The following is a 26095-nucleotide window of genomic DNA, read 5'->3' on the forward strand; positions in this document are numbered from 1 at the left end:
AAGAGTCTAGTTTTCATTTGTGTAATATTTATTATGGCGACATAAATATACCAATAAATATTTAATAATCCTACATGACCATAATATAGCAATTACACTTACTATATAGAGTAGCGACTTGAATTATATACCGCCATATAAAATATTACACATGCAAATATAAATCCCCGCAACATCAAGTGCGATGAAATTTTAATGTAATTTTTTTACCCACGATAAATTCTTTGAAATTAATCGGGACAAGTTATGCCTCGTTTCAGTAATGCCTTGTTTTATTGTACTTGCAATGCTCATGACGAACCTCTAATACATAATCCGGATTAAACAGTTTTGCTATGTATGGCTTTTTTTAGTAAAAAACTTATGAATCTTTGGGTAGGAAATAAGATGCTTACGTAGTAATTGGGTTGCTGATTTATTAATTCTAACCATAGGCTTCAGGAATGCCTGACTGAAGCCAAAAATTCGGTCATTCTTTCATAATGGCTTCCTTTCCAATAGATATGGTTGCATTGCTTACAGGTATAAAAGGTGTCAAAACGGTTGAGTATCGCAGGTTTTATTCTATTCAAGACCTTTGTTTTGTTGATAGGTTCCAGTGGGTTGTTGCATTTCAGACAACGCATCATGGGTTTAAGTTGTGAACCCAAATTAAACTTTGCCAATACTTCCTTAAATTGTTTCAGCGGGTCGATGTTGCGAACGAAATACCCGTGGTTTATGCGTTTGGAATGAAGCAACTGTCTGTCGCGGGTTAGTATTATCCGTCCTGTTTCTAAAGAAATATCGATAATCTCCGAATCTTCGAAACGATCGCTATACAGGGTGTCTAATCCTGCCATTCGCAAGAATTTGGCCAGTTTGCCAAGGTGTACGTCCAGGATAAAGGTAGAGCGACGGAGAGGTTCTTTGCGAAGTTTGTTTATCGGTGAAATATCGAAACATTCAAATACCGGATAAACCGAGACGTAATCATTATGATTAAGAAAATAGTCGAGTGTTTGAGGCTGTGAATTAATAAGGATCAAGTCTATTTCTGACAACGGTACCCGCATCGACAAGATAGCTTCTTCCACTTTTAAAGGTCCGATAAACGCATATTTAAAAGAGACCTGTTTTTTATCTGCAGTGAGGAAGTCATTTAACTCGGCGTAAAACCGGAACCATATGTGTTTATCTTTTCTCATGATTTTTTTTTCTTAGGAATACCATGGAATAAACCACAAAATTTATAAACAGAACAATTAGTCCCAATACCAACTGTACTTCGCGATTAAGGTTGTCAATGTATACAATTGGATAAAGATATTGCTCAGTAAAACTTAGTTCAAAGCCAGTACCTCCACCTAGTTCTCTCAGTTTATTTTCTAAGGGAGTTAATGGGCAGATAAAATTACCCCATTCAACAATAACTCCCCACAAAGCTAAAGGAATATGAACCCAAACCAGCTTTTCCCACCTCAAAACAAGAATACCCCCAAGCACGACAAAAACAATAAAAAAGAGGTGTAGCATGAATATTATGTCGGCCAACACTTTGTAAACCATCCAAACAAAGGTATGGCCGAAGTTGCGATTAGGCAAAAAAAATGGTGCGAAATCAGACGAAACCGCACCATTAATATTTTCAATCAATTAATTGCAAATGACAATCAAAGGTTTTACTCAACTATTGAATCAAGTCCCAAACTAATTCCTGGTCACCTTATAAATGATCCCATTATCGAACATTTTTCTTAATTCTGTTCTCGGCATAATTTACATATCCTGTCTATAATATGAATCTATATCAATTATTTCAATGCCGCTTATTGTGCTAAAACCATAATTGTTTTGCAAAAACATAATGCTGTCATCCTTGACATCAACAACCATTATGGTTGAAAAAAGCGCTCTGGTTATTCCCCGTATTTATACGCATCACCAGCTATCGGATTGGTCAGGTATTGTTATTCATTTTTAGGTATAGCCTTGCTCTAATAAGTCATAATCACAGCGATTAAAACAATGATGATTAATCCAGAGAAATGCCATAAAGGAAGCTTAACTTCGCACTTCATTTCTTTGTACTGTCTTTCTATATTTTCGGACATATGTTTAGGTTCAAAAATATGGTTGCATTTACTACATTGTGATGCACCTTTTTTACCCAACGAGAATGTTGGAATCCAAAACAAGTGGAAATATCGTCCGTAATAACTATTTACAATACCACCCTTTTCATTACAATTTGGGCACGTAATATTTTTTGAGGGGAGTGTTTTGATGTGAGATGAGCGCCATCCATAAATTAACATAAAAGATAGTTTTTGTTTAAGTTTTATTTTTAAGATGTTAACGTAAATGTTATGGTAATGTTACATAGAAAATTGTTTGTTCCTCTCGTATTTAAATTTTGATGTGTTAATTTCGTACACGAAATAATCAGGATTATTATGAGAAGGGCTATTCAGGAACTTCAGAAGGTACACGAGCTTCTGTTAAAGGAGAAAGAAGAAGATTTGCTTCAATATAAACGTAAGATGTCCAACACTTCGGTGGTGGAAAGAAGGAGAGAAGGGGTTTGCTGGTATCCGTTAAATATTGAACGTGCCAGGTTTGATGCCGGGGAGCGCTTGCTGGTAAAAGTATCCAGACCCAAGGAGCACAAGGAATCACATCTTTTTCAGTCCGGAAAATTGGTTTCGCTGTTTTCCTATGCAGGAAATAACAATGAAAATAAACATGCGGTAAGCGGTGTGGTGAACCGGGCTGGCGAAATTGAAATGATAATTACCTTGAACGGAGATGAGGAGCCGGATTGGTTGCAAGATGGAAATGTCGGTGTTCAGCTGATGTTTGATGAAAATGCCTATCTGGAAATGGAAAGAGCCTTGAATTTGGTGATCACTCCACAAGATGACCGTTTGGCGTATTTGAGAAGTTTGTTGCTGGAATCGGAGGAAGCTACTTTTACTGAAAGGAAAGGGCTCATCCTTCCTCAGCTAAATATAAGTCAAAACCGCGCACTGAACCTTATTTTGTCAGCCAATGATTTGGCCATTGTTCATGGCCCCCCCGGAACAGGAAAAACTACTACATTGGTAGAGAGTATTCGCCATACCTTAAAATCGGAGAGTCAGGTGTTGGTGTGTGCCCCAAGCAATGCAGCTATCGATTTGTTATGCGAAAAATTGGGGGAGAAGGGGTTAAATGTCGTTAGAGTTGGACATCCGGCAAGGGTTACCCAGGAAATACTGAGCTTAACGCTGGATGCCAGAATTGCACATCATACTAATTACAAAGATTTGAAAGCCATAAAAAAGCAGGCCGAGGAATATTACCGAACGGCGATGAAATACAAGCGTAATTTTGGCCATGAAGAACGTCGGCAGCGAAGATTATTGTTGCAGGAATCGAGTAAGCTCAAAAAGGAAGCGGAGCAATTGGAATATTACATTGTCAACGATATTTTAAGTAACGCTCAAGTAATTGCCAGCACCATGGTAGGGGCTTCCAACTATCAAATAAGAGACAGGAAATTTAATACGGTTTTTATGGATGAAGCAGCCCAAGGATTGGAACCTGCCACATGGATTCCGATCACAAAAGCAAACCGTGTCGTTTTTGCCGGAGATCATTGTCAGTTGCCCCCTACCATAAAATCTTTTGAGGCAGCCAGGGCCGGATTGGACGAGACTTTGTTTGAGAAAGCCATCAAACGAAATAGGGCGGATGTGATGTTGCGGGAGCAATACAGAATGAACCAAAAAATCATGCGTTTTTCGAGCCAATATTTCTATGGCGACAAGCTTAAGGCAAATGATAAAGTGGAGAACTGGACGCTTTTTGATGGCGACTTAGCCATTGAATTTGTGGATACGGCAGGTTGTGGGTTTTTCGAGCAGGTCGACAAGGAAACTAAAAGTTCTTTTAACCCGGAAGAGAGTGACTTGATACTAAAACATTTCAGACAGTATTTTGGTGGCCTGGAGAGTCAGGGCATTGGAAGCGAAGCAAGTGTTGGCGTTATTTCGCCATATAAAGCACAAGTAAAATTGTTGCAGGTAAATTTTAAAGGGGTGGAGGAAGAATTCGAAAAATGTAACCTTCAGCTGTCTGTGAATACCATCGACTCCTTTCAGGGACAAGAAAGGGATGTTATTTATATCAGTTTGGTTCGAAGTAACGAAAAAGGAGAGATCGGCTTTTTAGCGGATACCCGAAGAATGAACGTGGCCATGACCAGGGCGCGTAAAAAGTTGGTTATCGTAGGTGATAGTGCCACCATTGGCCAGCATAGTTTTTATGGACGGCTTTTAGATTATGTCAATGAAATTGGAGCTTACCGAAGTGCATTTGAATGGCTGTATTAAATGGCAAGTGGTTTTTACACAATAAATCAATGGTCAATAGTGTAATAATTTAGCTAAAAGGGAGACCCAATCGATCAACTTGTAATGGGAAATGAAATTTAACATTTTTTATGGGTGTGGTCTTTCCGTTTGTGGCTGCGGTGTTTGACGATTAACCTTGGTTTTTATGCTGTTCGAAAAGAACTTTTTGAAACCTTTTTGCATTTTATTTATAAAATAAGGTAAATGAGAAAGACATGAAGCTGAAGGACGTCGCAACTATTTTTACAAGTATATTTTTCTTATCTACAGTTCCCATTAACGGGTTAGCACAATCCAATGAAAAGAATTATTGGCAAAGAGGTTCTTTAAAAGTAGATACTACTTTCAAAAAAATGTATCTCAGTAATTTTTTAGTTCCGTACACCCAATTTGCAGATTTACACCATTGCAAAATACGCATCAAAACAAAGAAGCTAAAAACCACCATGACCGCGCGTCCTGGTATTTGGTCTTTATTTCTGGGCAAGAAGAACCGTCAGTATATTATTTATGTGAATAATGATGTGAATTTTAACGGTGTGTTATTATCGGATGTGCCGCAAGAAGCGCGTATTGGATTATTTGCACATGAGTTAATGCATATCCGAGATTACGAAAGCCGAAAAGTGACAGGTGTAATCAGAAGAGGTGTGCAATATCTTTCGAAAAAAGGTAAGCGAAAAGTTGAGCATTATACCGATGGATTAACCATAGCGGCCGGATTTGGTGAACAACTTTTTCAATGGGCTGCTTATGTGCTTTATGATTCCGACGCTTCCGAAGATTACAAGGCATTCAAGTCCGAAATTTATATGTCACCGGTCACCATATATAATAAGATGAGTATGGTGGACTGGAACAAATAATGCCATGTGTATCTTCAAATCAGCACCGGGTATTATGACGATATTGTACGCTAATAATTATTAATTGTGCCCAAAAGCACATATTACCCCCCTTATTTATGTTTTATTGTGTCGTATTTCAATAATGAATTATTTTATCTTTGGTATGCTTTTGATAAAGCATAGCAATGACAGAAAATAATTTACATATATAATACACATGAAAAACTCAAACTTGATTTATCCATTTTTGATTGCTTTAGCGGTTATGGCAGGATGTGCTCCAGCAGGTAAAAAGCAAGCAGAAATAAGTGAAGCTTCCAAAAAGCCAAACATTATAGTTATTTACATGGATGACCTGGGTTATGGTGATGTTGGTGCCTATGGGGCAACAGAACTTTCAACCCCTAACATGGACATGCTGGCCAATGGGGGTGTTAAATTTATTAATGGCTATGCTACCTCTGCAACGTGTACGCCAAGTAGGTACGGTCTGTTGACAGGAACCTATCCTTGGCGTAATAAAAATGCGAAAATTCTTCCCGGTACTGCTCCTCTGTTAATAGGGACAGAACAAATGACTATTCCAAAAATGTTAAAAACGGCTGGTTACCATACCGGTATTGTGGGCAAATGGCACCTGGGCCTGGGAACGGGAATTGTTAATTGGAACGATAGAGTGAGCCCCGGACCTAACGAAGTTGGATTTGACTATGCTTACATTATGGCGGCCACCCAGGATCGGGTACCTACCGTTTATATCGATAACGGTCATGTGGCGAACCTGGATAAAAACGACCCTATAGAAATTGATTATAAAAACAATTTCAAAGGTCAACCAACAGGTAAGGATAATCCTGAGTTATGCGAAATGAAGTGGCACCATGGGCACAATAACACAATTATTAATGGTATTCCACGTATCGGATACATGAAGGGTGGAGAAGCTGCCCGCTGGAAAGATGTTGATATGGCAGATCACTTTTTAGAAAAAGCGCAGGCCTATGTAAAAGCACACAAAAACGAAGCCTTCTTCTTGTATTACGCCATGCAACAGCCTCACGTTCCCCGTACTCCGCATCCTCGCTTTGTTGGATCTACCAATTTAGGGCCCCGTGGAGATGTTATTGCTGAGGCCGACTGGTGTATAGGCGAATTTATCAAGGCATTGGAAGAAGAAGGATTGATGGAGAATACTTTAATCGTGTTTTCAAGTGATAATGGCCCAGTTTTAAATGACGGTTATTATGACGATGCAGTAGAGAAACTAGGTGATCATGCACCTACAGGAGTGTTGAAAGGAGGGAAGTATAGCTTATACGAAGCTGGCACCCGCGTTCCTTTCTTTACTTATTGGAAAGGAACTATCCAGCCAAAAGTTTCGGATGCCCTGGTATGTCAAATGGACTTAATGGCTTCGTTGGCTAAACTGGTAGGGGTGGAAGAACCGGATGCCGATAGCGAGAACATGCTGGATGTATTTTTAGGAAAAACAGATAAGGGAAGGGATGATTTGGTAATTGAAGCTACATCAAGAACTGCATATCGTAATGGCGATTGGGCCATGATTCCTCCTTACAAAGGAAAACCGGTGAATACACAGGTGAATATTGAAGTGGGTAATTCAAATGAATATCAACTTTTTAATTTAAAAGAGGATATCGGACAAGAGAAAAACCTGGCCAAGACCCATCCCGAAAAACTGGAAGAGATGAAGATTGCTTTTGAGGCTATCCGAGGGGATGCCAGTGAAGGTGTTCAAAAGCTGGAGCTGCACTAAAGTTTTGAGCATGTAATACCTTTTTAGAAACGAATCGGTATATAAAACGTTATAAAACAAAAAGAGTGTCCAATCCGGGCACTTTTTTTGTGCATTTAAACCTTATTTTACCTTCCAAATCAGCTTATAAGTGTTTGTAAACGCATATAAAACGATTAGACTCTCGATTCTAATTGGCATAACCCGAATGGTTTATGGGAATTCATTTATGAACACGAAAACCTTAGCTATTGTCAGTTGTAGTCACGACAAGCCATGCTTTGTCATGTATTAACTCGTGACAACAATTATATCAATGTCTGTTTGTTCATGTTATGCTGAATTAAACCCGGATTATGCATTAGGACTTCGTCGTGAACATTGAAAGTGCAATAAAACAAGGCATTACTGAAACGAGGCATCACTTGTCACGATTACTTTCGGGAGCATCGTTATGGTGAGTTGAAGTGAAGCAGCGGAGTGTCTTGTTTTGAAACAATTTCAATGTGTAATAGATTTTCTAATGCATATTGCGGGTTAAAAGGAACATATAAACACACCTTCCAACGATAGCTGTAAAAGATTTATCTTGTGTGTTTTGGCCTTAATGTTTTCAATCGCTTTTTTGGGCGTTTCTGAGGCCGGACAATCCTCACTTCGTAGGATGAATCGCTTGCGACATCTTGCCCTAACCGTTGTACACATGCAAAAGATAGGACATTTCGATACTTTGGTGATGTTAAGGCATGACGATGGGTCAGTATGGTATTTAATTGTACTTTGAAATAAAAAGATGTTTGACAGTACAATAGAGGACACAATAGCGGAAATGGTTAACGGAGGAAAAGCTGTTGTTGTTGCAGGTGCACGACAAGTGGGAAAAACAGCATTACTAAACGAAATTCTAAAAGACAAAGAATACCAGGAATCGGTCTGACTTTATAAATCATTACTGAACAATTATAAAAAGTACAGCTGTTTGATTAGGCAAAATCCATACAAAAAAGAAGTTTATTGCAATTTTGAAGATTTATCAAATTAGTAGCCAAAATAATAGGAAATGTATCAGCATATTGGTACACAATAGTTAACTTTGAGTATACTAAAAAATTAAAGGTATGTTTTGTAATCAATGTCAGGAAACAGCCAAGAACACAGGTTGCACAGTAAAAGGAGTTTGCGGTAAAACCGAAGAAACTTCCAATATTCAGGATTTGTTGATGTTTGCTTGTCAAGGACTTTCGTATTTGACAATAGAAGCTCGAAAGCAAGGAATTGATACAAATGCAGAAAGTAAACACATTACTAATTGTTTGTTTATGACTATCACCAATGCAAATTTTGATGACAAGTCGATCATTCAAGCAATTAAAGATTGTATTAGCTATCGGGATAACCTGAAATCTAAAGTTAAGGTTTCTGATAATCATCCATCTATAAGCTGGAATGCCAATTCTGATGCCGGGATCTACGATAAAGCACCAGAAGTAGGTACGTTAACTTATGACACGGATAAAGATATTCGCGGATTGAAACAATATGTATTGTTCGGAGTAAAAGGAATTTCGGCTTATGCAGAACATGCTTTTAATCTTGGTTTTGAAGAACAGGAGATTTACAATTTCATGGAAGAAAGTATGGTTATGATAACCAAACCGATTTCGTTAAAAGATGCATTTAACTGGGTTGTAAAAACAGGTGAATACGGGGTGAAAGTTATGGCTTTGTTGGATAAAGCTAACACAACGGCATTCGGAAATCCTGAAATCACAAAAGTGAATATCGGAGTGGGTACAAATCCAGGTATTTTAATTAGCGGACACGATTTAAAAGATTTAGAACAACTTTTAATTCAAACCGAAGGCAAAGGAATTGATATCTACACACACTCCGAGATGTTACCGGCAAATGCGTATCCTAACTTTAAAAAATATAAACATTTGGTTGGTAATTATGGTAATGCCTGGCACCGTCAAATAGAAGAATTTGAGAGTTTTAATGGCCCGGTTTTATTTACAACTAACTGTTTAGTTCCTCCACGTAAAAAAACAACGTACAACGATAGGATTTTTACAACCGGAGCAGCAGGCATGCCCGAATGGAAAAGAATTGAGAAGAAACTGCCAAACGGGCATAAAGATTTTTCTGAAATTATTGAATTAGCCAAAACTTTTGCACCACCCACAGAAATAGAAACAGGCGAAATTACAATCGGATTTGCGCATAATCAGGTACTTGCCCTGGCCGATAAGGTTCTGGATGCTGTAAATTCCGGTGCCATCAAAAAATTAGTGGTCATGTCAGGTTGTGATGCACGCCAAAAATCCCGTGAATATTACACCGAATTTGCAAAACAACTACCAAAAGATACTGTAATTCTTACTTCGGGTTGTGCGAAATACCGCTACAACAAATTGAACTTAGGAGATATAAACGGTATTCCCAGAGTTCTGGACGCAGGACAATGCAACGATAGCTATTCATGGGCATTTGTGGCGTTGAAACTGAAAGAGGTTCTGAATTTGGATGATATAAACAAACTTCCTATTGTGTTTAATATTGCATGGTACGAGCAAAAAGCAATTATTGTGCATCTTGCTTTATTGTATTTGGGCGTGAAAAATACGCATGTGGGTCCAACATTGCCAGCTTGGTTAACTCCAAATCTGTTGGAAGCAGTTCAAAAAGAATTTAATGTTCAAACCGTTAAAACAGTAGAAGAAGACATGAAAATTTTTGGACTGGCCTAAATCGTAATTTTTTGGAGGAAGATTTATTAATTTGCACTTGTCTTGTATGGAAACTTATAAAAGTAATATAGATAGCAAAAGCCATAAAGGAAGAGGGATTAAAAATCTTGAAGAAGTTGGAGGATAGATAGAAGTTGGTGCGGTTTGAGCGCAATGTAAAGATGATATTCAAGAAATCCTTGATGAAAAAAAAGGGAGTGAATACTATGGCTAACAATTAAGGCTGCAATCAAGGTAGGTCGTAACGGCTACTGTTGATCGAAGCCTTAATTTGTGCGTTAAGAGACCAAGCCCTTGTGCAGGGGAAACATCTTCGCAAGCTAAAAGCATTGGGATACAGAATTGAGCAAGGGAAATCTTGAAAAACTATTATCCCAAAATTGGCATTAGACCTCATCTACATGCCAATTCGATGATCAAAATATATACATTGCTTACACAGCAAGGTAAGATTTTCTAGACCGGGATTCCCTGGATACGGCTTATGCCTGTCGGCATGAAGGAAATATTCAAATTTCGAATGATAAATCTCGGATTATATTTAATCCAATGAATAAATCTGTACAGCTTGTCCGTAATAGGAGTGTGAGAGATCCGGATCTGCAAGGCTAGGCGGAGTAAGCTGTCATTCTATCCCTATTGTGGCTAATTTGAAATAAAAAACATACCTAAAACTGAATGACTAAAGAGATTTGAAAATGGGTATTCGGAAATTTATTGTTTCCGTGAACAATAATCTATTTGTATTTTGTTGCTTGGCCAATAATAAAGGCTTGGGTAATGGCACTTTCAGGCACCGTTCAGGAGCAAGTCATGAAGGCGAATGATTAAGGATTTAACGGTATAATTGTTTATGTAGACAAAACAGGTAAATCATTTTACAACCTAGAACTTAAATGAAAACCATATCTAATGCTTATTGCGGGTTAAAATAGCTATATTCGGTCTACCAACGAAGAAGGTTTAGTTCAACAAGGTATATAACTAATGCGCCGTATGGCTAAATATGAACGTAATTAAATTAGATAAACGATGGTGCAGATTTGGAGAGTAGTGTAATGCTTTCCACATGAGACTTATCGGTGGCAGTTGGCCTTTATTTGAAGCAATATAACTTTGCAAAAAACAGAAAAGATGGGAACAGTTGGAATTACTGGCGGTTCAGGCTTTATGGGAAGTCATAATACAAAGAAATTTTTAGAAGAGGGGGGTTAAGGTTAAAGTATCAGCTACCGATATTTCCCAAACAGAAAAACATAACCATTTGAGAAAAAAAACAATGGCGATAAGTAATTGCTGTTCCGGCTGTTGCTGAAAATCCGCAAGGATTTTTATCTTGGTGTGTACTTGCAAAATTAACGGCTAACCCACGCAAGTGTTCATAGGCAAACCATTGGTGGACGTGCACTTACAAAATTGAAAGAAATAATATGAAAAAATCGATAGAATTATTACTTATTATCTTCGTGTTTACTGCTTGCGGAACAGAGACCGATAAATATACAAACAAGCAAGCAAATTGGGAAGATAAAAAGGCTGCTGTCGAGAATTTTGATGGCTACAACCTCGGAAAAACCTACCTCCCGGTATACTCTTATATTTATCACGTTTTTGAGCATAGGACATTTGACCTTACCACGACTGTAAGTATTCGGAATATTTCGGTAACCGATTCAGTTTATATTTTAAAAGCTGATTATTTTAATACCGTTGGAGAAAATATTCGGCAATATATCAAATATCCGATTTTTTTAGGCCCGCTCGAAACGGTCGAAATAATAATAGAAGAACAAGATGTTGAGGGAGGCTCGGGAGCAAATTTTATTTTTGACTGGGCAACAGTAAATGATAAAAACCCTCCATTGTTTGAGGCAGTAATGATTTCAACATACGGACAGCAGGGGCTTTCGTTCACCACCAGAGGCGTGCGGATAGTTGAATAATAGGAAGGAGTTAATACATACAATCTTACTCATAATAAATACTTATGGCTTGACAAAGGGTTTTATAATACGTAAATTGAGATATTATACTCTTTATATAGGATATTATGATGCTCAATTCATGGATTTCAAACCTTACCCTGTTAATACTGCTAATAATAAACAATTCTATTTCTGCCCAAATACAAGGTTCGGTGCGCGATTTCGACAACCGGCCACTTTCTTTTGCCAATGTTATTTTAATAAATCAAAGTGATTCCTCGGTGGTATCTGGTTTGATGGCCACGGACGAAGGTTTTTACAGTATTACCAGTTTTAAACCTGGCAAGTATATTATCGAAGTAAGTATGCTGGGTTATAAAAAAGGTTATTCGACACCTTTCGAGATACGAAGTTCTAAAGATCATCATCATAATAAGCCCATTTTATTAGGTGAAATGCCACATGAAATTGATGGGGTAAAGGTGGTGGCGGAAAAGCCCATATATGAGTTGAAAATAGATCGGATGGTGGTGAACGTAGAAAGCAGTATTAGCTCTTCGGGGAGTACGGCGCTGGAGGTGTTGGAAAAATCACCCGGTGTTATCGTTGATCGCCAGAATGAGGAATTGTCGTTGGCCGGAAAGAGTGGGGTGATGGTGATGATTAATGGTAAACGGAGCAGAATGCCTATTGCAGCTGCCGTACAAATGCTCGACGCCATGAATGCCGACAATGTGGAACGCATTGAGCTCATTACCACCCCTCCCGCGAAATACGATGCCGAAGGAGATGCCGGAATTATCAATATTGTGTTAAAAAAGAGCGAAGATCTGGGAACTAACGGATCCTTTACCTTGGGGGCCGGTGTTGCGCACCGTGAGCGAATGAACGCCAGCCTGGACATTAATCACCATGTGGATAAAGTCAATTATTTTGGTTCGTACAATGCAAATTTTCAGAACAGGCGAACAGAAATCAATTCCTACAGAAAACTTATGGTGGATGGTTCGGAATTGGAGACGTACACGGATATGAACTGGGAAGCCATTAGAACCTATCATAATATCAGGATGGGGTTTGATTATACCATCAGTAGTAAAACGATTTTGAGCATGCTGGGTTCGGGGTATGTGCGCGACTGGGATGATGACGGTGTAAATGCCATCCAATATTACACAGATCAAAACCTTACCAACGAATCCGATCTGAATCAGAAAAAAGTGGGTAAGTGGATTCATGGTATGGGCAATATCAATTTACAGCATCATTTTAATGAAGAGGTAATTCTGGATGTTAATATCGATTATTTGAATTATTATCACGACGACCCGGCGGATTATACCCTGGAAAATTTGGGTTTGAACAATGTTGTGGAGTCGACCGAAGAGTTTAGAGTCACCAAAGAAACACCTATTGATATTTTGGTGGGAGCTGTTGATTTTTCCACATCGGTGAACGAAAAACTAAGTTTGGAAGCAGGATTTAAAGAAACCATGACCTGGTTTTCGAATGACGTGAGCCTTACTTATTTTGATAACGCGATGTGGACAGTTGATGAGGAGCTGACGAACATGTTCAATATGAAGGAAGATATTAGCGCCGTATACTTATCTGCAAAATTTAATCCCAACAAAAAGACCAGTTTATCTGCCGGACTGAGATATGAATATATGAACACTACCCTGGATTCGGAAACGGAAAAAGGTATTATCGACATGCATTATGGAGAACTGTTTCCTACCTTTTATGCTTCGCATGGATTTAATGACGACAATACGATTCAATTTTCGTATAGCCGCAGGATTAGTCGCCCTACCTTTAACCAGCTGGCCCCATTTATTGCATTTGTTACACCTGATACTTATGTGTCGGGAAACGAGGATTTGTTACCCGCATTTAGCGATAACTTAAAGGTGGATTACCGTTATAAATCCTGGATTTTGTCCTACAGTTATACCGAGACCAAAGATGCGATAACACGTTTTCAACCCAAACAAAGCGAAGATGAAACCAAACAGTATTTTGTTTCCCGAAACCTGGATCAGGTTAAAACTCAGAATGTGATGCTGGGATTCCCTGTCAATGTTAATTCCTGGTGGAAGATGCGTTATAACTTTACCTGGGTTCACAATAGAACAATAACGGATTATGAAGACACCAAAATAGATTATAAGCAAGGGTCATACATGTTCAATGGAACCCAGAACTTTATCATCAGCAAAAAAATAAGTTCGGAAATTTCAGGGTTCTATACCTCAAAATCAAACTGGGGTGTATACACAGCTAAGGCACGGGGAAGGGTTGACATTGGTGTGCAGATGAAACTCAAGAATGAAAACAGTCAGTTAAGTATTAATTTAACCGATGCATTTAAGACCAATGTGTTCGGGTCTGAAACCGAAATACCGGATCTGAATATTCATGCCAGATGGCGTTTGGATTTTGAGCCACGTGTGCTACGCATTAAATTTACGCACAAATTCGGCAACCAGGCTGTGAAGGCGCGTAAGCGAAAAACAGCGTCTGATGAAGAGCAGAGAAGGGTTACTGCCGAGTAAAATATTCCAGGCAACCGTTCAGTTATACAATTTTTATTTTATAAATTGTTTTTGGGGAGATGGTGTTCAATGGCACGCATCAACCTATCCATATCGTTATGAAAATCCGGATCAGGACGTATTGAGATGCCATTGCGGTATATAAAAGGCTTAAGGCTTTCAGGTAAGGTATTCCCAAGAGGCATGGTTGCTTTTCTTACTAAAATAGGAATCACAGGAATGTCACGTTTGAGCGCACTCTCAAGCTCTATCCTCACAAAATCAGAAGGGTTATTCAAGTAAGATGTACTATCATCATCACGAGCATATAGCCAATCCGGCCCTACGATGGCAAGGAAAAAGTGACATTTCGATACTGCGGAATCAAGGTGATCCCTAAAATCCGCTCCCAGGGGAATAGAATCTACGTCTTTAAATATATTCCCGTCGCCAAAATGTTGAACAAGTCTATCATAGATTCGTCCTGTAATATCGCTGCTGTCGTCTCGCCTGTAAGAAAGAAATATTTTCAATATAACTTTACTTTTTTCTTCGCTTGAAGTTTTATGAATTAGCTTTGTGGACTGCTTCGTATTTAATTCGGATTCCTTTGAAGGGAGACTGGATTTCTTCCTTATTTTAGAGAATAGTTTTTTCTTCCAAAGAAAAATGAAAAGACCTATTAGAATAACAAGAACAATAGAGAATTCTAAAATAAGAGATTGTTGCATAATAATGGCGGCGTTAATTTATGATGAATAAATAAACTCTAATTGTTTGGGGGTTTATACCGTATAAGTTACAATTTTTCAGACAAATAAATCAAGTCTAAATAGGGACTTTTAAAGGGTGTTATTAATGTTGAATACGGATGGTTTATTTTAACCCGCAATATTTAAGAAACTCTATTATACATTGAAATTACTTAAATGCTCATGACAAACCTCCAATACATGATCCAGGTTTAAGCTGATATTGATCTTCCGCCATTCTGCAAAACGGGTTACCGGCCAGCCGTCCTATCTATTTGTTTATGGTTTTTTTATACCACTCATATGATTTGAAGATAAAACTTATTGGCTTGATGGTTGTGTTATTTGTTTCCGTTTTAGACCGGGAATTCTCGTGCTATATTTTATATAGCCTACATGCCTTATGTATCCAGATGATATCATATAGCAAAAATGCCATGTTTTTGGCAAATCGATACAAGGAGACCGGTCTTAGTATCTAACCCTTAATATTCTGCCAAAAAATGGCAGCTTATTGAGATAAGCTACGTAAGCAAAATTTTTAACGCTTAATAATTTACTTCATAGCAATTACATGCTACAATTATCGTTAGTTTTAAATTTAAATAAAAAATTTTGCCAAACAACTTGGGCGAGTCCAAGCCAAAAAGGTTTTGGCTTGTCCAAGTTGGGTTTGCCGGGATTATATTTTAGAACTTCGGCATGGACATTGATAGCGCAATTTTACCTGGTTGTACAAGTATTACGGTTTGTTTGCAGCCGATGATATTAAACGGTTTAAATACTTAATGGCTGTTTCTGGGGTGTCGGCTTCCGTTGTGCCAAGAACTTTGTTATTTAACTGGGTCAGACAAACAATACCGGTAAACATATCGTCTAACTGCAAAATTTCTCCTTCCCTAATATTCTCTTCAGATTTCACAAAGTTCAAATAGCTTTGAACCATCTTCCGAGCTTCTGTTTTGTTTTTACAATTTATAATAAACAGTTTGGGCTTGCAATTGTCATCCTTGTAGCTGGCCTCTAATGCCGAATGTAAAAACTCATGTCCTAAATAGTTTTGGGCATAAAACTTTTCGGTATGCGCTATTTTATTCATCGAAGGAAACGATTTCAAGAAATCGGGTTTGAAGCCCATCAGTTTATTCTCTGCAATTATAGCTTTGCCTAATATTTGCAATGTTTTACCGTTGTTTTCTTTATTACTTGTTATCTTAAAATAGTATTGATCGACCCAGAAATGCAAAGCGGAAGGTTCCAGGTAGCCCTCGACACCCATATTAATGTAGTTCGTTTTTGAAGGTCGCTCAAACGCATAAATACCAAAAGCATTAATGGGGGTTTCTTGCATATATGCCTCAACGGTGAGATAATCCGACGACTGGGAATATTCGATCATCTCCATTTTTACAAAACCATATTTTAAGTAATAATCGGCAGCGCCATTAATATATTCCCATAGATTATCAGGCGTGTAGTTGACTGTTTTTTCCGCTTTTTGCCAACTGTTAAGTTCCGGAAACTTGAGCTGTGCCTGACTAGAAATTGAAGTAAGTAAAAAAGTAATTATAATTTGTGATATGTGTTTCATATACTCTAATTAAAATGGGACATTATGCCTTTTTCCAGGTATTCAACTTTGGAAAAGTTGTCCTAAATTAAGCTAAGAAATCCGTGGGTATTACAGCAAGTCTGCTGATGTCTTTAATTTTCATGGTCACATCAAAGTCTTTCACACAGCTTACCGTGCATTTATTGCAGTCATGGCAAGGGTTTTCGCCAATATTTAGTGCTGTGATTAAATCTTTGGCTTGCAACGGGCTTCTGTATCCGTATGAATACATATAAGCACGCATTAATTCCGGAATAGGTAGGTTTTTTTGGCAATCCGAAACGCAAATATTACAGGTGTCGTTACAAAAAAGTCCCTGCTCATTTTGTGCCGAAGCCAAGTCTTTTTTTTCTTCGGTTGAAAGATCCAGGTTGCTTAAAACCTGCATGTTGGTTTGAAGCTGTTCCAGGTTAACCATGCTGGGTATGGTAGTGCAAATATTCTCGTCTTTCAGTACCCATTTTAATGCGGCGGTGTAATTAACTGATTTCGAGTTTTGTTTGTTCAGGAATCCACCCGCCATCACTTTCATACCGATAAACCCTATTCCTTTTTTAGCGCCTATTTCCATTTGTTTTTTGATGGCATGGGCATCGTCATGTTTAAAGTTATAGGCGGTTAGAATTACCTCGTATTCTCCTGCTTCAACAGCAGCCCTTATAACGTCAGGTTCGTTTCTATGGGTGGAGAAACCTATGTGCTTGGCTTTTCCTAATTCTTTGGCTCTTTTAAGTTGTGCAATGGTGGCCCTATCTTTCACTATATCGGCGTTCGACATACCATGCAAGTACAAAATATCTACAAAATCCATTTGCAGACGAGTAAGGCTTTCGTCCAGCATTTCCAGAAATTTTTCATCCGTATCCTGCAGTCTTACTTTGGTAGCAATCGTAAAAGAATTTCTATCTACGTTTTTTAGCGTTTCGCCCAATAGTTTTTCGCTGTTGCCTTGCTGATAACGATAAGCAGTATCAAAATGGGTGATCCCAATTTTTAAGGCAGCTTTAATAACGGAAGGACTGCTTACGGAATTACATCCAATACTTAAAACAGGAATCTCCAAACCAGTGTTACCAAGTTTTCGGGTTATTATCTTTGGTTTGGAAGTGGATTGGGCTGATGTTGTTTGGGTATTATTAACAATGGCAATTGCGGCTGCTCCAGCGGCTGTTGTTCTAATGAAATTTCTTCGATTAAAATATTTCATGGCTGTATTTTTTAGCAAGCGTATTTTGCCTTAATTTATTGAAAATATGAGAGTAATCAAAGTGTGTCTATCATATTTATAATGATTCCAAAAACTATTTCGGTTGCATAGTTTTTCTTTCTGACTACAACGATACCAGTTTGTAAGCTGTTAAGAATGTGTGGATATGAAATTTTAGTTAGGTGAATTTCGAATACAAAATCAGGTGCTCTTACCATTTCTTCGCTGGAAACAGAACAGCAGCAAATTAATACAGAAAATGTGAATGTAATCCGTTTTCTCCAGCCTTACCTCCCATTCCCTGCATATAGTTAGAGTCTTGTTGAACCCGGATTATGCATTAGAACTTCGTGGTGAACATTGAAAGTGCAATAAAACAAGGCATTACTGAAACGAGGCATCACTTGTCCCGATTACTTTCGGGAGCATCGTTATGGTGAGTTGAAGTGAAGCAGCGGAGTGTCTTGTTTTGAAACAATTTCAATGTGTAATAGATTTTCTAATGCATATTGCAGGTTGAAGGAAGCGAGACATCTTTGTCCTTTGTTTTGTGAACAACATTGACGGATTTGTTAATCTTTTAATAGAATCGAATATTCATATCATTATGCATCTGTCGTTGTACAAGCTTAGTTAGGTATAACAGCACGGATGTCTGCATTTCTTCATTAATTGCTTTACCGCTGACAATTAACCATGGAATACTGACAATTAATTTGCCAATTGCAAGCCCTTAATTTGATCGTCAAACGCCGATAATGCAGCTTTGGCGCCTTCGCCCATGGCAATTACAATTTGTTTAAAAGGCACCACCGACACATCGCCGGCCGCATAAATTCCGGGTATGTCAGTCCTGCAATTTTGATCTATCATTATTTCCCCTGCACGATTTGTTTCAACAACTTCCGAAAACACTTCGCTGTTGGCTCTTAGTCCTATTTGAACAAATACCCCGTCTGTGTCAATGTTTTCAATATGGCCACTATCACGATGTTTGAATTTCAGGGCGGTTACCTTTTTTCCGTCCCCTTCAACACTTAATGTTTCAGCATTGGTAATTATTTTTACATGAGGTAACGTAGATAACTTGTCTTGCAGAACCTGATCCCCTTTCAGTTCGTTCATATACTCTAGTACGGTTACTTCTGTTGCAATGGCAGCCAGATCGATAGCGGCCTCCAATCCGGAGTTTCCGCCCCCTATTACAACGGTTCTTTTGCCTTTGTAGAAAGGGCCGTCGCAGTGTGTGCAAAACGCAACGCCTGAACCAATATATTCGTTTTCGCCGGGAACGTTAAGTTTTCTCCAGCTTGCGCCAGTAGCGATAATCATTGCCGGGGTACTTAGCTTTTCGCCGAGAGATGTGCTGATTTGCTTTACACCATCCACTAACTCAACTTTTTCTACTCTTCTGTTCTCCAGTACATCAATGGGGTATTCGTTTAAATGTAGTTTGAGGTCTGCGGTTAGTTGACTACCGGTAGTTTTAGGAGTGGATATCATATTTTCAATGGCTACGGTTTCGGTAACCTGACCACCTACCGTTTCTGCTACTATGGCAACTGAAAATCCCTTGCGGGCAGAATAAACTGCCGAAGATACGCCTGCCGGTCCACCTCCCACGACAATGACGTCATACTGTTTTTCGGTCACCGATGCTGCCTTAAATTCGGTGCCTGCCTTTTCTTCCAGTTTTCCAAGTAGTTCCCCTAACGTAGACCTTCCCACATGAAATTGTTCTCCGTTTGCAAAAACAGAAGGAACAGCCTGGATATTCAGATGGCTAACTTCTGACTGGTGCATAGCCCCATCAATAATTTCGTGGTGTACATTGGGGTTCATCATCGAAATAATATTCAAGGCCTGAACAACATCCGGGCAATTGGTACAGCTAAGTGAGATGTAGCTTTTTACCTCAATTTTTCCTTTGATACCCTTCATCCTGTTCATTAATGTTTCGTCGGGTAAATTCTTGCCAATGCCATCCATGTTTAGAACGGCCAACAGCAAGGTGGTAAATTCGTGTCCTGTAGGTACTGCTCTAAAAACTACCGAAGAGGCATCTCCGTTTTGCAGAATAGTGAAAGCCAAACCTTCGCCATCTTCTACGGTGTGATTTACTTTTTCGGAACAGGAAGAAACTTCCTGAAGTAAACCGACAAGTTCATCCTTATGGGGGTGGGTGGGGTTGGATTCAACCTTAAATGTATATTCGTTTTTAAGATTGGCAAATAAGCCTTTTACCTGATCTTTTAAAGCTTGTTCTAACATATCTTGTATAGATTAATGGTCGTATTTTTGTTGGTCATATATCCACAGATTAAGCAGGTTTGAACAGATTTGTTTTTTGATGAAAATATAAACATTGCGCAGTTTTCAATCTGTTTAGTTTGCATAATCTGTGGACTAGAAAATAAAGTTGCGATGCAATTTTAAATTAAATTTTACCTACCAAATCGATGCTTGGTTGTAGTGTTTCGCTTCCTTTTTCCCATTTGGCCGGACAAACTTCCGCCGGGTGCTCGGCAACAAACTGTAGAGCCTGTAAACGACGTAACAGTTCATCTGCATTCCTGCCTACGTTACCGGCGACTACTTCATAGGCCACAATTCCACCTTCGGGGTTTACGATAAAAGTACCCCTTTCGGCTAAGCCGGCCTCTTCAATCATTACATCAAAGCCTCTTGAAAGCACCCCTGTTGGATCCGCTAACATCGGGTATTTGATTTTCTTAATGGTATCGGAAGTGTCGTGCCATGCTTTGTGAACAAAGTGAGTGTCCGTGGACACCGAATATATTTCACAATTGGCCGCTTTAAACTCATCATATTTGTTGGCCAAATCTTCAAGCTCGGTTGGACATACAAAGGTAAAGTCCGCAGGATAGAAGAAGAAAACTGACCATTTACCTTTTAAGTCTTCTTTTTTTACAGTTTCAAATCCGTTATTTACAAAGGCTTGAACTTCAAAATCTACAATCTCTTTTCCAATTTGTGACATAATGTTACGTTTTAATATTTGAATAATTGTTTTATTATTTTCTGATTTCAAAAGTAGCCTGTATTACAATATCAATCAAATCGATTGTTTCTATTGGGGCATATATAAAATTTATACAATCAGAAAATCAGTATGTTAAATTCGTTTTGTACTGTTGGATATGATATTTTTTTTTACCGTTAAAACAGAACCGTCATATGTGCCCCGATTTTTAATGGTTTAGTTCGTATGTTTACGTAAAAAAATATTTAATTTACTTTAATCACAGCAGATAGGCCGTTCGTCCCTATAAGTGATAAGTACATCTATTAATTCATGTTATTATCATACTTCATTGGATGAATAATTAATTTTACACTACTTAGTGTCAAACAAAAACGTTTATGTCATATCATGTGGAACATACTTTGGTTGAAGATGATTCTGTTTTAATCAGATCTTTCAGGGGAAGTGTTGTTATGCAAGATGTGATTAATTCGTGGAAAACGGACATAGAGAAAGGTTTGGTTCATGCCGGATTAAAGGGTATCGTTACCGATTTTACTGCGTGTGAAAATAATGCGACGATAAATGAGTTGCAGGATATAGCCGAATTTTATAAAGCGAACATTGATGTTTTTGAAAACTTAAAACTCGGAGTTGTTTTAGATACGCCCAATGTCGTGGTTTTATTGCTTTTTGAAGAGTCTCATGCCGAAATGCAACACAAAGCATTTAGCACTTTTGAAGCAGCGTTGGAATGGGTTAAGAGTTAATTTAACCTTAGGGAAGCAACCTTTTCAATAATCCTCCATCATCATATCGTAACAAAATTAAAAACAACTTAACATGAGAAATTTTGTGCGTATTTTGATATGCTTTTTTGCACTTAGTTTTGCAGCTTGTAACAAAAGTGACGACCCGCAAAATAATAACGAATACACACCTATTGAGCTGGATTTAAAATCGGCTTCTTTGGTAGAATCATCAAATACTTTTGGAGCCAATATATTTAAAGAAGTTCTTCAGGACGTGGAAGAAGGTGAGAATGCCTTAATTTCTCCCTTAAGTATATTTCAGGCTTTGAGCATGACGCGTAATGGAGCTAAAGGAGAAACTTTAACCCAAATGAACAATATTCTGGCCTTTGATGAATCCCTGGGTGATGAAATTAACCAATATCAGAAAAAGCTGGTAGATGTTTTAAGAAATGCAGACAATAAGCTTACGCTGGATATTGCCAACAGCATTTGGTACAGGGATGATGTCACTGTTCTTCCCGATTTTATAAAAGTGAATCAAGAATATTTTAAGGCCGAGGTCAGTGCCCTTGATTTTTCCGATGCCGAAGGAGCAAAAAAAACGATCAATAATTGGGTAGATGATACTACTAATGGAAAAATTCCTCAAATAGTAGATCAGGTAACTCCTGAACATGTGATGTTCCTGATCAATGCCATTTATCTTTATGGGGAGTGGCAAAACGAGTTCGATAAGCGTGATACAAAGGAAGCCTCATTTTATACTGAAACAGGTGCTGAAACAAAAGTAGATATGATGCACCAACAAGCTGATTTAGGTTATGCGCAAAACGACTTGTTTTCGATGGTTGAAATGCCTTATGGCAACGGCCATTTTAATATGGTAGTACTAAAGCCTAATACCGGTAAAACAGTAGCTGATATTGTTGAAGCTACCAATGATAATAGCTGGAGTTTATGGATGAATAGCTTAACCGCACGTACAGTTGTATTGGGCTTCCCAAAATTTAAGATTGAAGGAGATTATCAATTAAATAAGCCATTGATAAATATGGGAATGTCTTTGGCTTTTGATCAGTTTGAGGCGGATTTTTCGGGTATATTAGAGGGAGGCGGAATTTATATATCAAAGGTAAAACACAAAACCTTCATCGAGGTAGATGAAAAAGGAACAGAAGCAGCAGCCGTAACAAGTGTGGAAATCGCATTTACATCCGTTGGTCCTAATCAGCCTATTCATTTCTCGGCAGACCGACCTTTTATATTCGCCATTACCGAAAAAGATACCAATACCATTTTATTCATGGGCAGGTGTATGCAGCCGGAATAGTTGTTATCATTTAGCTTGTAGGAAAAAAAAAGAGGATCTTCCCTTTGCTTCTGATAGCACGGGAAGTACCATGTCAATGACGTGGGATGGGGATTTGTTTTGAGATCAGTTTTGCATGATTAATTTTATCCTGGAATCCCTGTCTGTTTAAGTATGAATATCCCTATTCGTTACCGTTGTACGGTTATTTGCTGCCATCACATGACTAATACTCCACTCGTTTTCTTTTAAACGGCATGGTCATACAACGGGCGCCGCCACCACCTCGTGCCAGTTCGGCACCACTGATGGTAATCACATATTTTTCGTAATCAGATAAGTTGGTTTTATTTTCGATGACATCCATGGCCGGAATAATCTCAAAACCATTGTTGTTCATTTCTTCCATGGTATATACATTACGCGCATAGCCGATTACTTTCCCCGGGCCGACGGCAAAAAAGTTGGCCCCGCTATGCCACTGTTCCCGCTCCTGAATCCAGATGTCTTTCCGTCCACCGCAATACAAGGGCTTTAATGGCATGCCTAGGCTATTCAGGCATTGCACCAGGTTAGTCTGCTTTTCGATGTTTTTTACCTTGCCATCTTCAATAGAAATTAATATCGTTTGGTATTTATTGGGTTGCATAATTACAGGTTCGTAAACCATGCACTTGTCCCTGTCGAGCAGGGTAAACACCATATCCAGATGAATGAAACTTTCGGGTTTTGATGGTAGCTGTTGTACCACAACGCTATGCTTTCCTTTGTTCTTTTGTATTTGTCGGATGATATAGTCAATGCCTTGAGTACTGGTTCTAATGCCGGTTCCAATAATTAATATATCCTCGCGGGCGACCAGCACGTCTCCCCCTTCAATGGATATATCTTTCCGGTACTGTTTCGATTTATACGGATTGAGTGTTTTTCCACTTAATTTAGACGAGTGATTGAAAATAGACTCCATCACCATGGCTTCCCTTTCTCTGACTTTGTTGGCCATTCTCCCAATTAAAACATGATCGTACACCGACATGGAAGCATCGCGGGTAAAAAAGAAATTGTGTAAAGGACGTAAAGCATTTCTTTCATCCGACAAAAATCCAGTTAACGTATTTTTATTAAGTGGCACCCCTTCAATAATTTGCCGGGCTAACTCTTCCGGTCTTAGCTTAAGTAACGAATTTTTTAAGGGTTTAACATTTTCGGCTTTGCATATTTTTGAAACCAGGCTATCCTTAATTTCGTGGATATTGAGTATTTCGGTCAATAAATCTTTGACTTGAAAAGTATTGGTGACTTTGGCTAATACCTGACTTAATTGCTGGTACTCCTCTTCTGCCACGGAAAGATTTAAAATATCACTATATAATGCTCTTTCCGCATTTCCTGGCGTCATGTTTTCTACTTCGCTGCCAGGTGTATGCAGTATAACGCCTTCTATTTCCCCAATTTCGGAATAAACCCCGGTATGAATGGCTTCGGTCATATGTTAAATTGTTATATTCGGATTGCTGACGAAAATAAGGATTTTAAAATAACAAAACGATGATTTATTACACCAAATATGTTGAGTGACCGCTGACGTGAAACAGGACTACAAAGGAAGTTCGTTTTTTATTTTATGTAAGCTCCATTTTTCCATTAGTGCTTTTTGGTACATTTTGGCCCGTTCTCCATCGTTCTTCATTAATAGAGCTTCAAGCCTATCGTTTGCAAAGTACATATCCCTTACTTTATCACCATTCTTTTCTTCGGTCAATTCCAAATTATTTCCCAGTGGAGGAACCGAAAAATAGTATTCACCAAATACTTCGGTCTTCATCCGGAAAGGTTTTAATACCAGTTTTTCTTTTTTTCCGCAAGCATTCATCCCTGCAATTTTTCCCTGATGTTCGGCCGCGTGCCACAAACCCGTAACAATCCCCTGGGTATGTTCAGCTACGTCGCCGGCAGCATAAACGTCAGTGGCCGAAGTTTGAAGGTGTTCGTCCACCAAAATTCCAAAGTTACATTTGATATTAGCATCAGAGGCCAAATCAATATTTGGTGTATAACCAATGGTAGAAATTATCCTGTCGCATTTATATTGCCGGTGGTCGATCTGAATATGGTTATTCCCTGATCTATCAACTATAAACCTTAAGTCTCTGGCATCCAGGATCAATTGAATTCCGGCTTTACGAATAGAATCCTGTAATAAATCGGCAAATTTTGGCGTAAGGAATCGCTGCAGCACAATGGGGTTTCGGTCTACCAAAATCACCTCTTTCCCTTTTTGTGCCAACTGATCGGCTGTTTCGACGCCTTCAACGCCGGCACCAACTACTAAGTATGATTTTGAAGATGATGCGGAACGAATAATATTATCAACTTGTCGTGCTGTATGCACGTTAAAAACAATGTCATCGGGTATACCTTCAATCTGTAAATGCTTAGGTTTGTTTCCTGTAGCAACAATAAGTTTGCTGTATCTCAGGTTTCCTCTGTGCAGAAACGAAAGCTCGTGCTTATGGGTGTCAATGCTTTCAACTTTGTCAAACAATAGTTCAACCTGGTTGTCAACCAACCAATCATGATCAATCAGGGCGAAATCATCCTTAGAAAACCCAACGTTTATATGTTTATTGATTTTTGTCCTTTTGTAGGGTAATCTATCTTCGTCCGTAATCCAAAGTATAGAGCCCGAATTGTTTTCGTCCCTAATAGCTTTTATAGCAGAAAGACCAGCAATTCCTCCTCCAATTATGATAAAATCCTTCACAATCATTTTACGTGTGTTTTTGGTATAGAAGTTTATAAAGTTATGAATTAATAATAATGTTCTGGTCATGGAATTGTTTTGGATGTTAGAAAAAAAAACAACATTTTTTCTTGTCACGTGTTTATTCCATGTATTTTTGTCGCCCAATGAAGAGAGCTAAATTTTTCACATCAATACTGTTTGTGTTGATATTTGTTTTTCCAAGCATTTATCAGGCAACGCACGTGGTACAACATCACTGGCAGGCTCCCAATGAATCCCATTGTTGCGAGCATCACCATTGCAAATACAATGATTTCAATAGTTTTAATAATCCGGTTGAAACAAAAAAAGCTTGTCCGGTATGTGAGTTTGAGTTTGCTAGTTTCAATAAAGCTGCGAAAATAGAGTTAGTTGGTGTTGCTAATTATTATATGGAGCTTGTTAATAATGAGATACAGGAATTTGTTTACTGTAACAGTCATCAGACAATTAAACACAGAGGTCCACCATTATTCATCCTGACCTAATTGCATTTT

General features: G+C 38.4%; 20 protein-coding genes. 10 read left to right on the forward strand and 10 right to left on the reverse strand.

The window, feature by feature from the left end:
- Positions 1-437 precede the first annotated feature (437 nt).
- From ACRD64_RS02805 to ACRD64_RS02815, 3 genes are all read right to left on the reverse strand, one after another.
- Entirely contained in the window at positions 438-1187 is a 750-nt protein-coding gene (locus ACRD64_RS02805) for a Mut7-C RNAse domain-containing protein (RefSeq protein ID WP_430931643.1), read from the reverse strand.
- The gene (locus ACRD64_RS02810; RefSeq protein ID WP_430931644.1) at positions 1174-1635 is read right to left on the reverse strand and encodes a DUF2784 domain-containing protein; all 462 of its coding nucleotides are present in this window, start codon (positions 1633-1635) and stop codon (positions 1174-1176) included. The genes ACRD64_RS02805 and ACRD64_RS02810 overlap by 14 nt, the downstream gene beginning before the upstream one ends.
- A 341-nt stretch (positions 1636-1976) precedes the next feature.
- Positions 1977-2297, reverse strand: a complete 321-nt coding sequence (locus tag ACRD64_RS02815; protein WP_430931645.1) for a zinc-ribbon domain-containing protein — start codon at positions 2295-2297, stop codon at positions 1977-1979.
- Between the two features lie 138 nt (positions 2298-2435).
- On the opposite strand from ACRD64_RS02815, the gene ACRD64_RS02820 reads away from it, so the two are divergent.
- The 7 genes from ACRD64_RS02820 (at position 2436) to ACRD64_RS02850 (ending at position 14213) form a co-directional block, all read left to right on the forward strand.
- A complete protein-coding gene (locus ACRD64_RS02820) occupies positions 2436-4355 on the forward strand; it encodes an AAA domain-containing protein (protein WP_430931646.1) in 1920 nt (639 codons plus the stop codon).
- 236 nt (positions 4356-4591) lie between these two features.
- A complete protein-coding gene (locus ACRD64_RS02825; RefSeq protein ID WP_430931647.1) occupies positions 4592-5242 on the forward strand; it encodes a hypothetical protein in 651 nt (216 codons plus the stop codon).
- A 199-nt stretch (positions 5243-5441) separates the two neighbouring features.
- A complete protein-coding gene (locus ACRD64_RS02830; RefSeq protein ID WP_430931648.1) occupies positions 5442-7001 on the forward strand; it encodes a sulfatase family protein in 1560 nt (519 codons plus the stop codon).
- A gap of 772 nt (positions 7002-7773) precedes the next feature.
- On the forward strand, positions 7774-7917 hold the full coding sequence (locus ACRD64_RS02835) for a hypothetical protein (RefSeq protein ID WP_430931649.1): 144 nt from the start codon (positions 7774-7776) through the stop codon (positions 7915-7917).
- A gap of 181 nt (positions 7918-8098) precedes the next feature.
- Complete coding sequence (gene hcp, locus ACRD64_RS02840; RefSeq protein ID WP_430931650.1) at positions 8099-9730, forward strand: hydroxylamine reductase; 1632 nt, start codon at positions 8099-8101, stop codon at positions 9728-9730.
- A 1430-nt stretch (positions 9731-11160) separates the two neighbouring features.
- Positions 11161-11673 (forward strand): DUF3124 domain-containing protein, encoded by a 513-nt coding sequence (locus tag ACRD64_RS02845; RefSeq protein ID WP_430931651.1) that lies wholly within the window; start codon positions 11161-11163, stop codon positions 11671-11673.
- A 107-nt stretch (positions 11674-11780) separates the two neighbouring features.
- The gene (locus ACRD64_RS02850) at positions 11781-14213 is read left to right on the forward strand and encodes a TonB-dependent receptor domain-containing protein (RefSeq protein WP_430931652.1); all 2433 of its coding nucleotides are present in this window, start codon (positions 11781-11783) and stop codon (positions 14211-14213) included.
- A 38-nt stretch (positions 14214-14251) separates the two neighbouring features.
- On the opposite strand, the gene ACRD64_RS02855 is transcribed toward ACRD64_RS02850, so the two are convergent.
- The 5 genes from ACRD64_RS02855 to ahpC all read right to left on the reverse strand — a co-directional run bounded on the left by ACRD64_RS02855 (position 14252) and on the right by ahpC (position 20764).
- Complete coding sequence (locus ACRD64_RS02855) at positions 14252-14725, reverse strand: toll/interleukin-1 receptor domain-containing protein (RefSeq protein ID WP_430931653.1); 474 nt, start codon at positions 14723-14725, stop codon at positions 14252-14254.
- 961 nt (positions 14726-15686) lie between these two features.
- On the reverse strand, positions 15687-16535 hold the full coding sequence (locus tag ACRD64_RS02860) for a DUF6599 family protein (RefSeq protein WP_430931654.1): 849 nt from the start codon (positions 16533-16535) through the stop codon (positions 15687-15689).
- A gap of 67 nt (positions 16536-16602) precedes the next feature.
- Positions 16603-17763, reverse strand: a complete 1161-nt coding sequence (locus ACRD64_RS02865) for an aldo/keto reductase (protein WP_430931655.1) — start codon at positions 17761-17763, stop codon at positions 16603-16605.
- Between the two features lie 711 nt (positions 17764-18474).
- On the reverse strand, positions 18475-20034 hold the full coding sequence (gene ahpF, locus ACRD64_RS02870; RefSeq protein ID WP_430931656.1) for an alkyl hydroperoxide reductase subunit F: 1560 nt from the start codon (positions 20032-20034) through the stop codon (positions 18475-18477).
- Positions 20035-20200: 166 nt separating this feature from the next.
- Complete coding sequence (ahpC, locus tag ACRD64_RS02875; protein WP_430931657.1) at positions 20201-20764, reverse strand: alkyl hydroperoxide reductase subunit C; 564 nt, start codon at positions 20762-20764, stop codon at positions 20201-20203.
- A 383-nt stretch (positions 20765-21147) separates the two neighbouring features.
- On the opposite strand from ahpC, the gene ACRD64_RS02880 reads away from it, so the two are divergent.
- Together ACRD64_RS02880 and ACRD64_RS02885 are read left to right on the forward strand one after the other, a co-directional pair.
- Positions 21148-21519, forward strand: a complete 372-nt coding sequence (locus ACRD64_RS02880; RefSeq protein WP_430931658.1) for a hypothetical protein — start codon at positions 21148-21150, stop codon at positions 21517-21519.
- A gap of 73 nt (positions 21520-21592) precedes the next feature.
- Complete coding sequence (locus tag ACRD64_RS02885; protein WP_430931659.1) at positions 21593-22834, forward strand: serpin family protein; 1242 nt, start codon at positions 21593-21595, stop codon at positions 22832-22834.
- Between the two features lie 205 nt (positions 22835-23039).
- Here the strand turns inward: ACRD64_RS02885 and ACRD64_RS02890 are convergent, their stop codons facing one another.
- Together ACRD64_RS02890 and ACRD64_RS02895 are read right to left on the reverse strand one after the other, a co-directional pair.
- Complete coding sequence (locus ACRD64_RS02890) at positions 23040-24302, reverse strand: arginine deiminase family protein (protein ID WP_430931660.1); 1263 nt, start codon at positions 24300-24302, stop codon at positions 23040-23042.
- Between the two features lie 108 nt (positions 24303-24410).
- Positions 24411-25646 carry an NAD(P)/FAD-dependent oxidoreductase gene (locus tag ACRD64_RS02895; RefSeq protein WP_430931661.1) on the reverse strand — a complete coding sequence of 412 codons (1236 nt, stop codon included), beginning with the start codon at positions 25644-25646 and terminating at the stop codon, positions 24411-24413.
- A gap of 77 nt (positions 25647-25723) precedes the next feature.
- Between ACRD64_RS02895 and ACRD64_RS02900 the strand changes: the two genes are divergently transcribed.
- A complete protein-coding gene (locus tag ACRD64_RS02900) occupies positions 25724-26086 on the forward strand; it encodes a hypothetical protein (protein WP_430931662.1) in 363 nt (120 codons plus the stop codon).
- The last annotated feature ends 9 nt before the right edge of the window (positions 26087-26095 follow it).

It is taken from the genome of Saccharicrinis sp. 156, from assembly GCF_050589685.1.
GTDB lineage: Bacteria > Bacteroidota > Bacteroidia > Bacteroidales > Marinilabiliaceae > Saccharicrinis.

Bases quoted from the DNA above. Each gene is read 5' to 3' on its own strand.
- ACRD64_RS02830 (WP_430931648.1), top strand. From the start codon at position 5,442: ATGAAAAACTCAAACTTGATTTATCCATTTTTGATTGCTTTAGCGGTT.
- ACRD64_RS02895 (WP_430931661.1), bottom strand. From the start codon at position 25,646: ATGACCAGAACATTATTATTAATTCATAACTTTATAAACTTCTATACC.
- ACRD64_RS02845 (WP_430931651.1), top strand. From the start codon at position 11,161: ATGAAAAAATCGATAGAATTATTACTTATTATCTTCGTGTTTACTGCT.
- ACRD64_RS02820 (WP_430931646.1), top strand. From the start codon at position 2,436: ATGAGAAGGGCTATTCAGGAACTTCAGAAGGTACACGAGCTTCTGTTA.
- ahpC (WP_430931657.1), bottom strand. From the start codon at position 20,764: ATGTCACAAATTGGAAAAGAGATTGTAGATTTTGAAGTTCAAGCCTTT.
- ACRD64_RS02880 (WP_430931658.1), top strand. From the start codon at position 21,148: ATGTCATATCATGTGGAACATACTTTGGTTGAAGATGATTCTGTTTTA.
- ACRD64_RS02900 (WP_430931662.1), top strand. From the start codon at position 25,724: ATGAAGAGAGCTAAATTTTTCACATCAATACTGTTTGTGTTGATATTT.
- hcp (WP_430931650.1), top strand. From the start codon at position 8,099: ATGTTTTGTAATCAATGTCAGGAAACAGCCAAGAACACAGGTTGCACA.
- ACRD64_RS02885 (WP_430931659.1), top strand. From the start codon at position 21,593: ATGAGAAATTTTGTGCGTATTTTGATATGCTTTTTTGCACTTAGTTTT.
- ACRD64_RS02860 (WP_430931654.1), bottom strand. From the start codon at position 16,535: ATGAAACACATATCACAAATTATAATTACTTTTTTACTTACTTCAATT.
- ACRD64_RS02805 (WP_430931643.1), bottom strand. From the start codon at position 1,187: ATGAGAAAAGATAAACACATATGGTTCCGGTTTTACGCCGAGTTAAAT.
- ACRD64_RS02850 (WP_430931652.1), top strand. From the start codon at position 11,781: ATGATGCTCAATTCATGGATTTCAAACCTTACCCTGTTAATACTGCTA.
- ACRD64_RS02865 (WP_430931655.1), bottom strand. From the start codon at position 17,763: ATGAAATATTTTAATCGAAGAAATTTCATTAGAACAACAGCCGCTGGA.
- ACRD64_RS02825 (WP_430931647.1), top strand. From the start codon at position 4,592: ATGAAGCTGAAGGACGTCGCAACTATTTTTACAAGTATATTTTTCTTA.
- ahpF (WP_430931656.1), bottom strand. From the start codon at position 20,034: ATGTTAGAACAAGCTTTAAAAGATCAGGTAAAAGGCTTATTTGCCAAT.
- ACRD64_RS02815 (WP_430931645.1), bottom strand. From the start codon at position 2,297: ATGTTAATTTATGGATGGCGCTCATCTCACATCAAAACACTCCCCTCA.
- ACRD64_RS02835 (WP_430931649.1), top strand. From the start codon at position 7,774: ATGTTTGACAGTACAATAGAGGACACAATAGCGGAAATGGTTAACGGA.
- ACRD64_RS02890 (WP_430931660.1), bottom strand. From the start codon at position 24,302: ATGACCGAAGCCATTCATACCGGGGTTTATTCCGAAATTGGGGAAATA.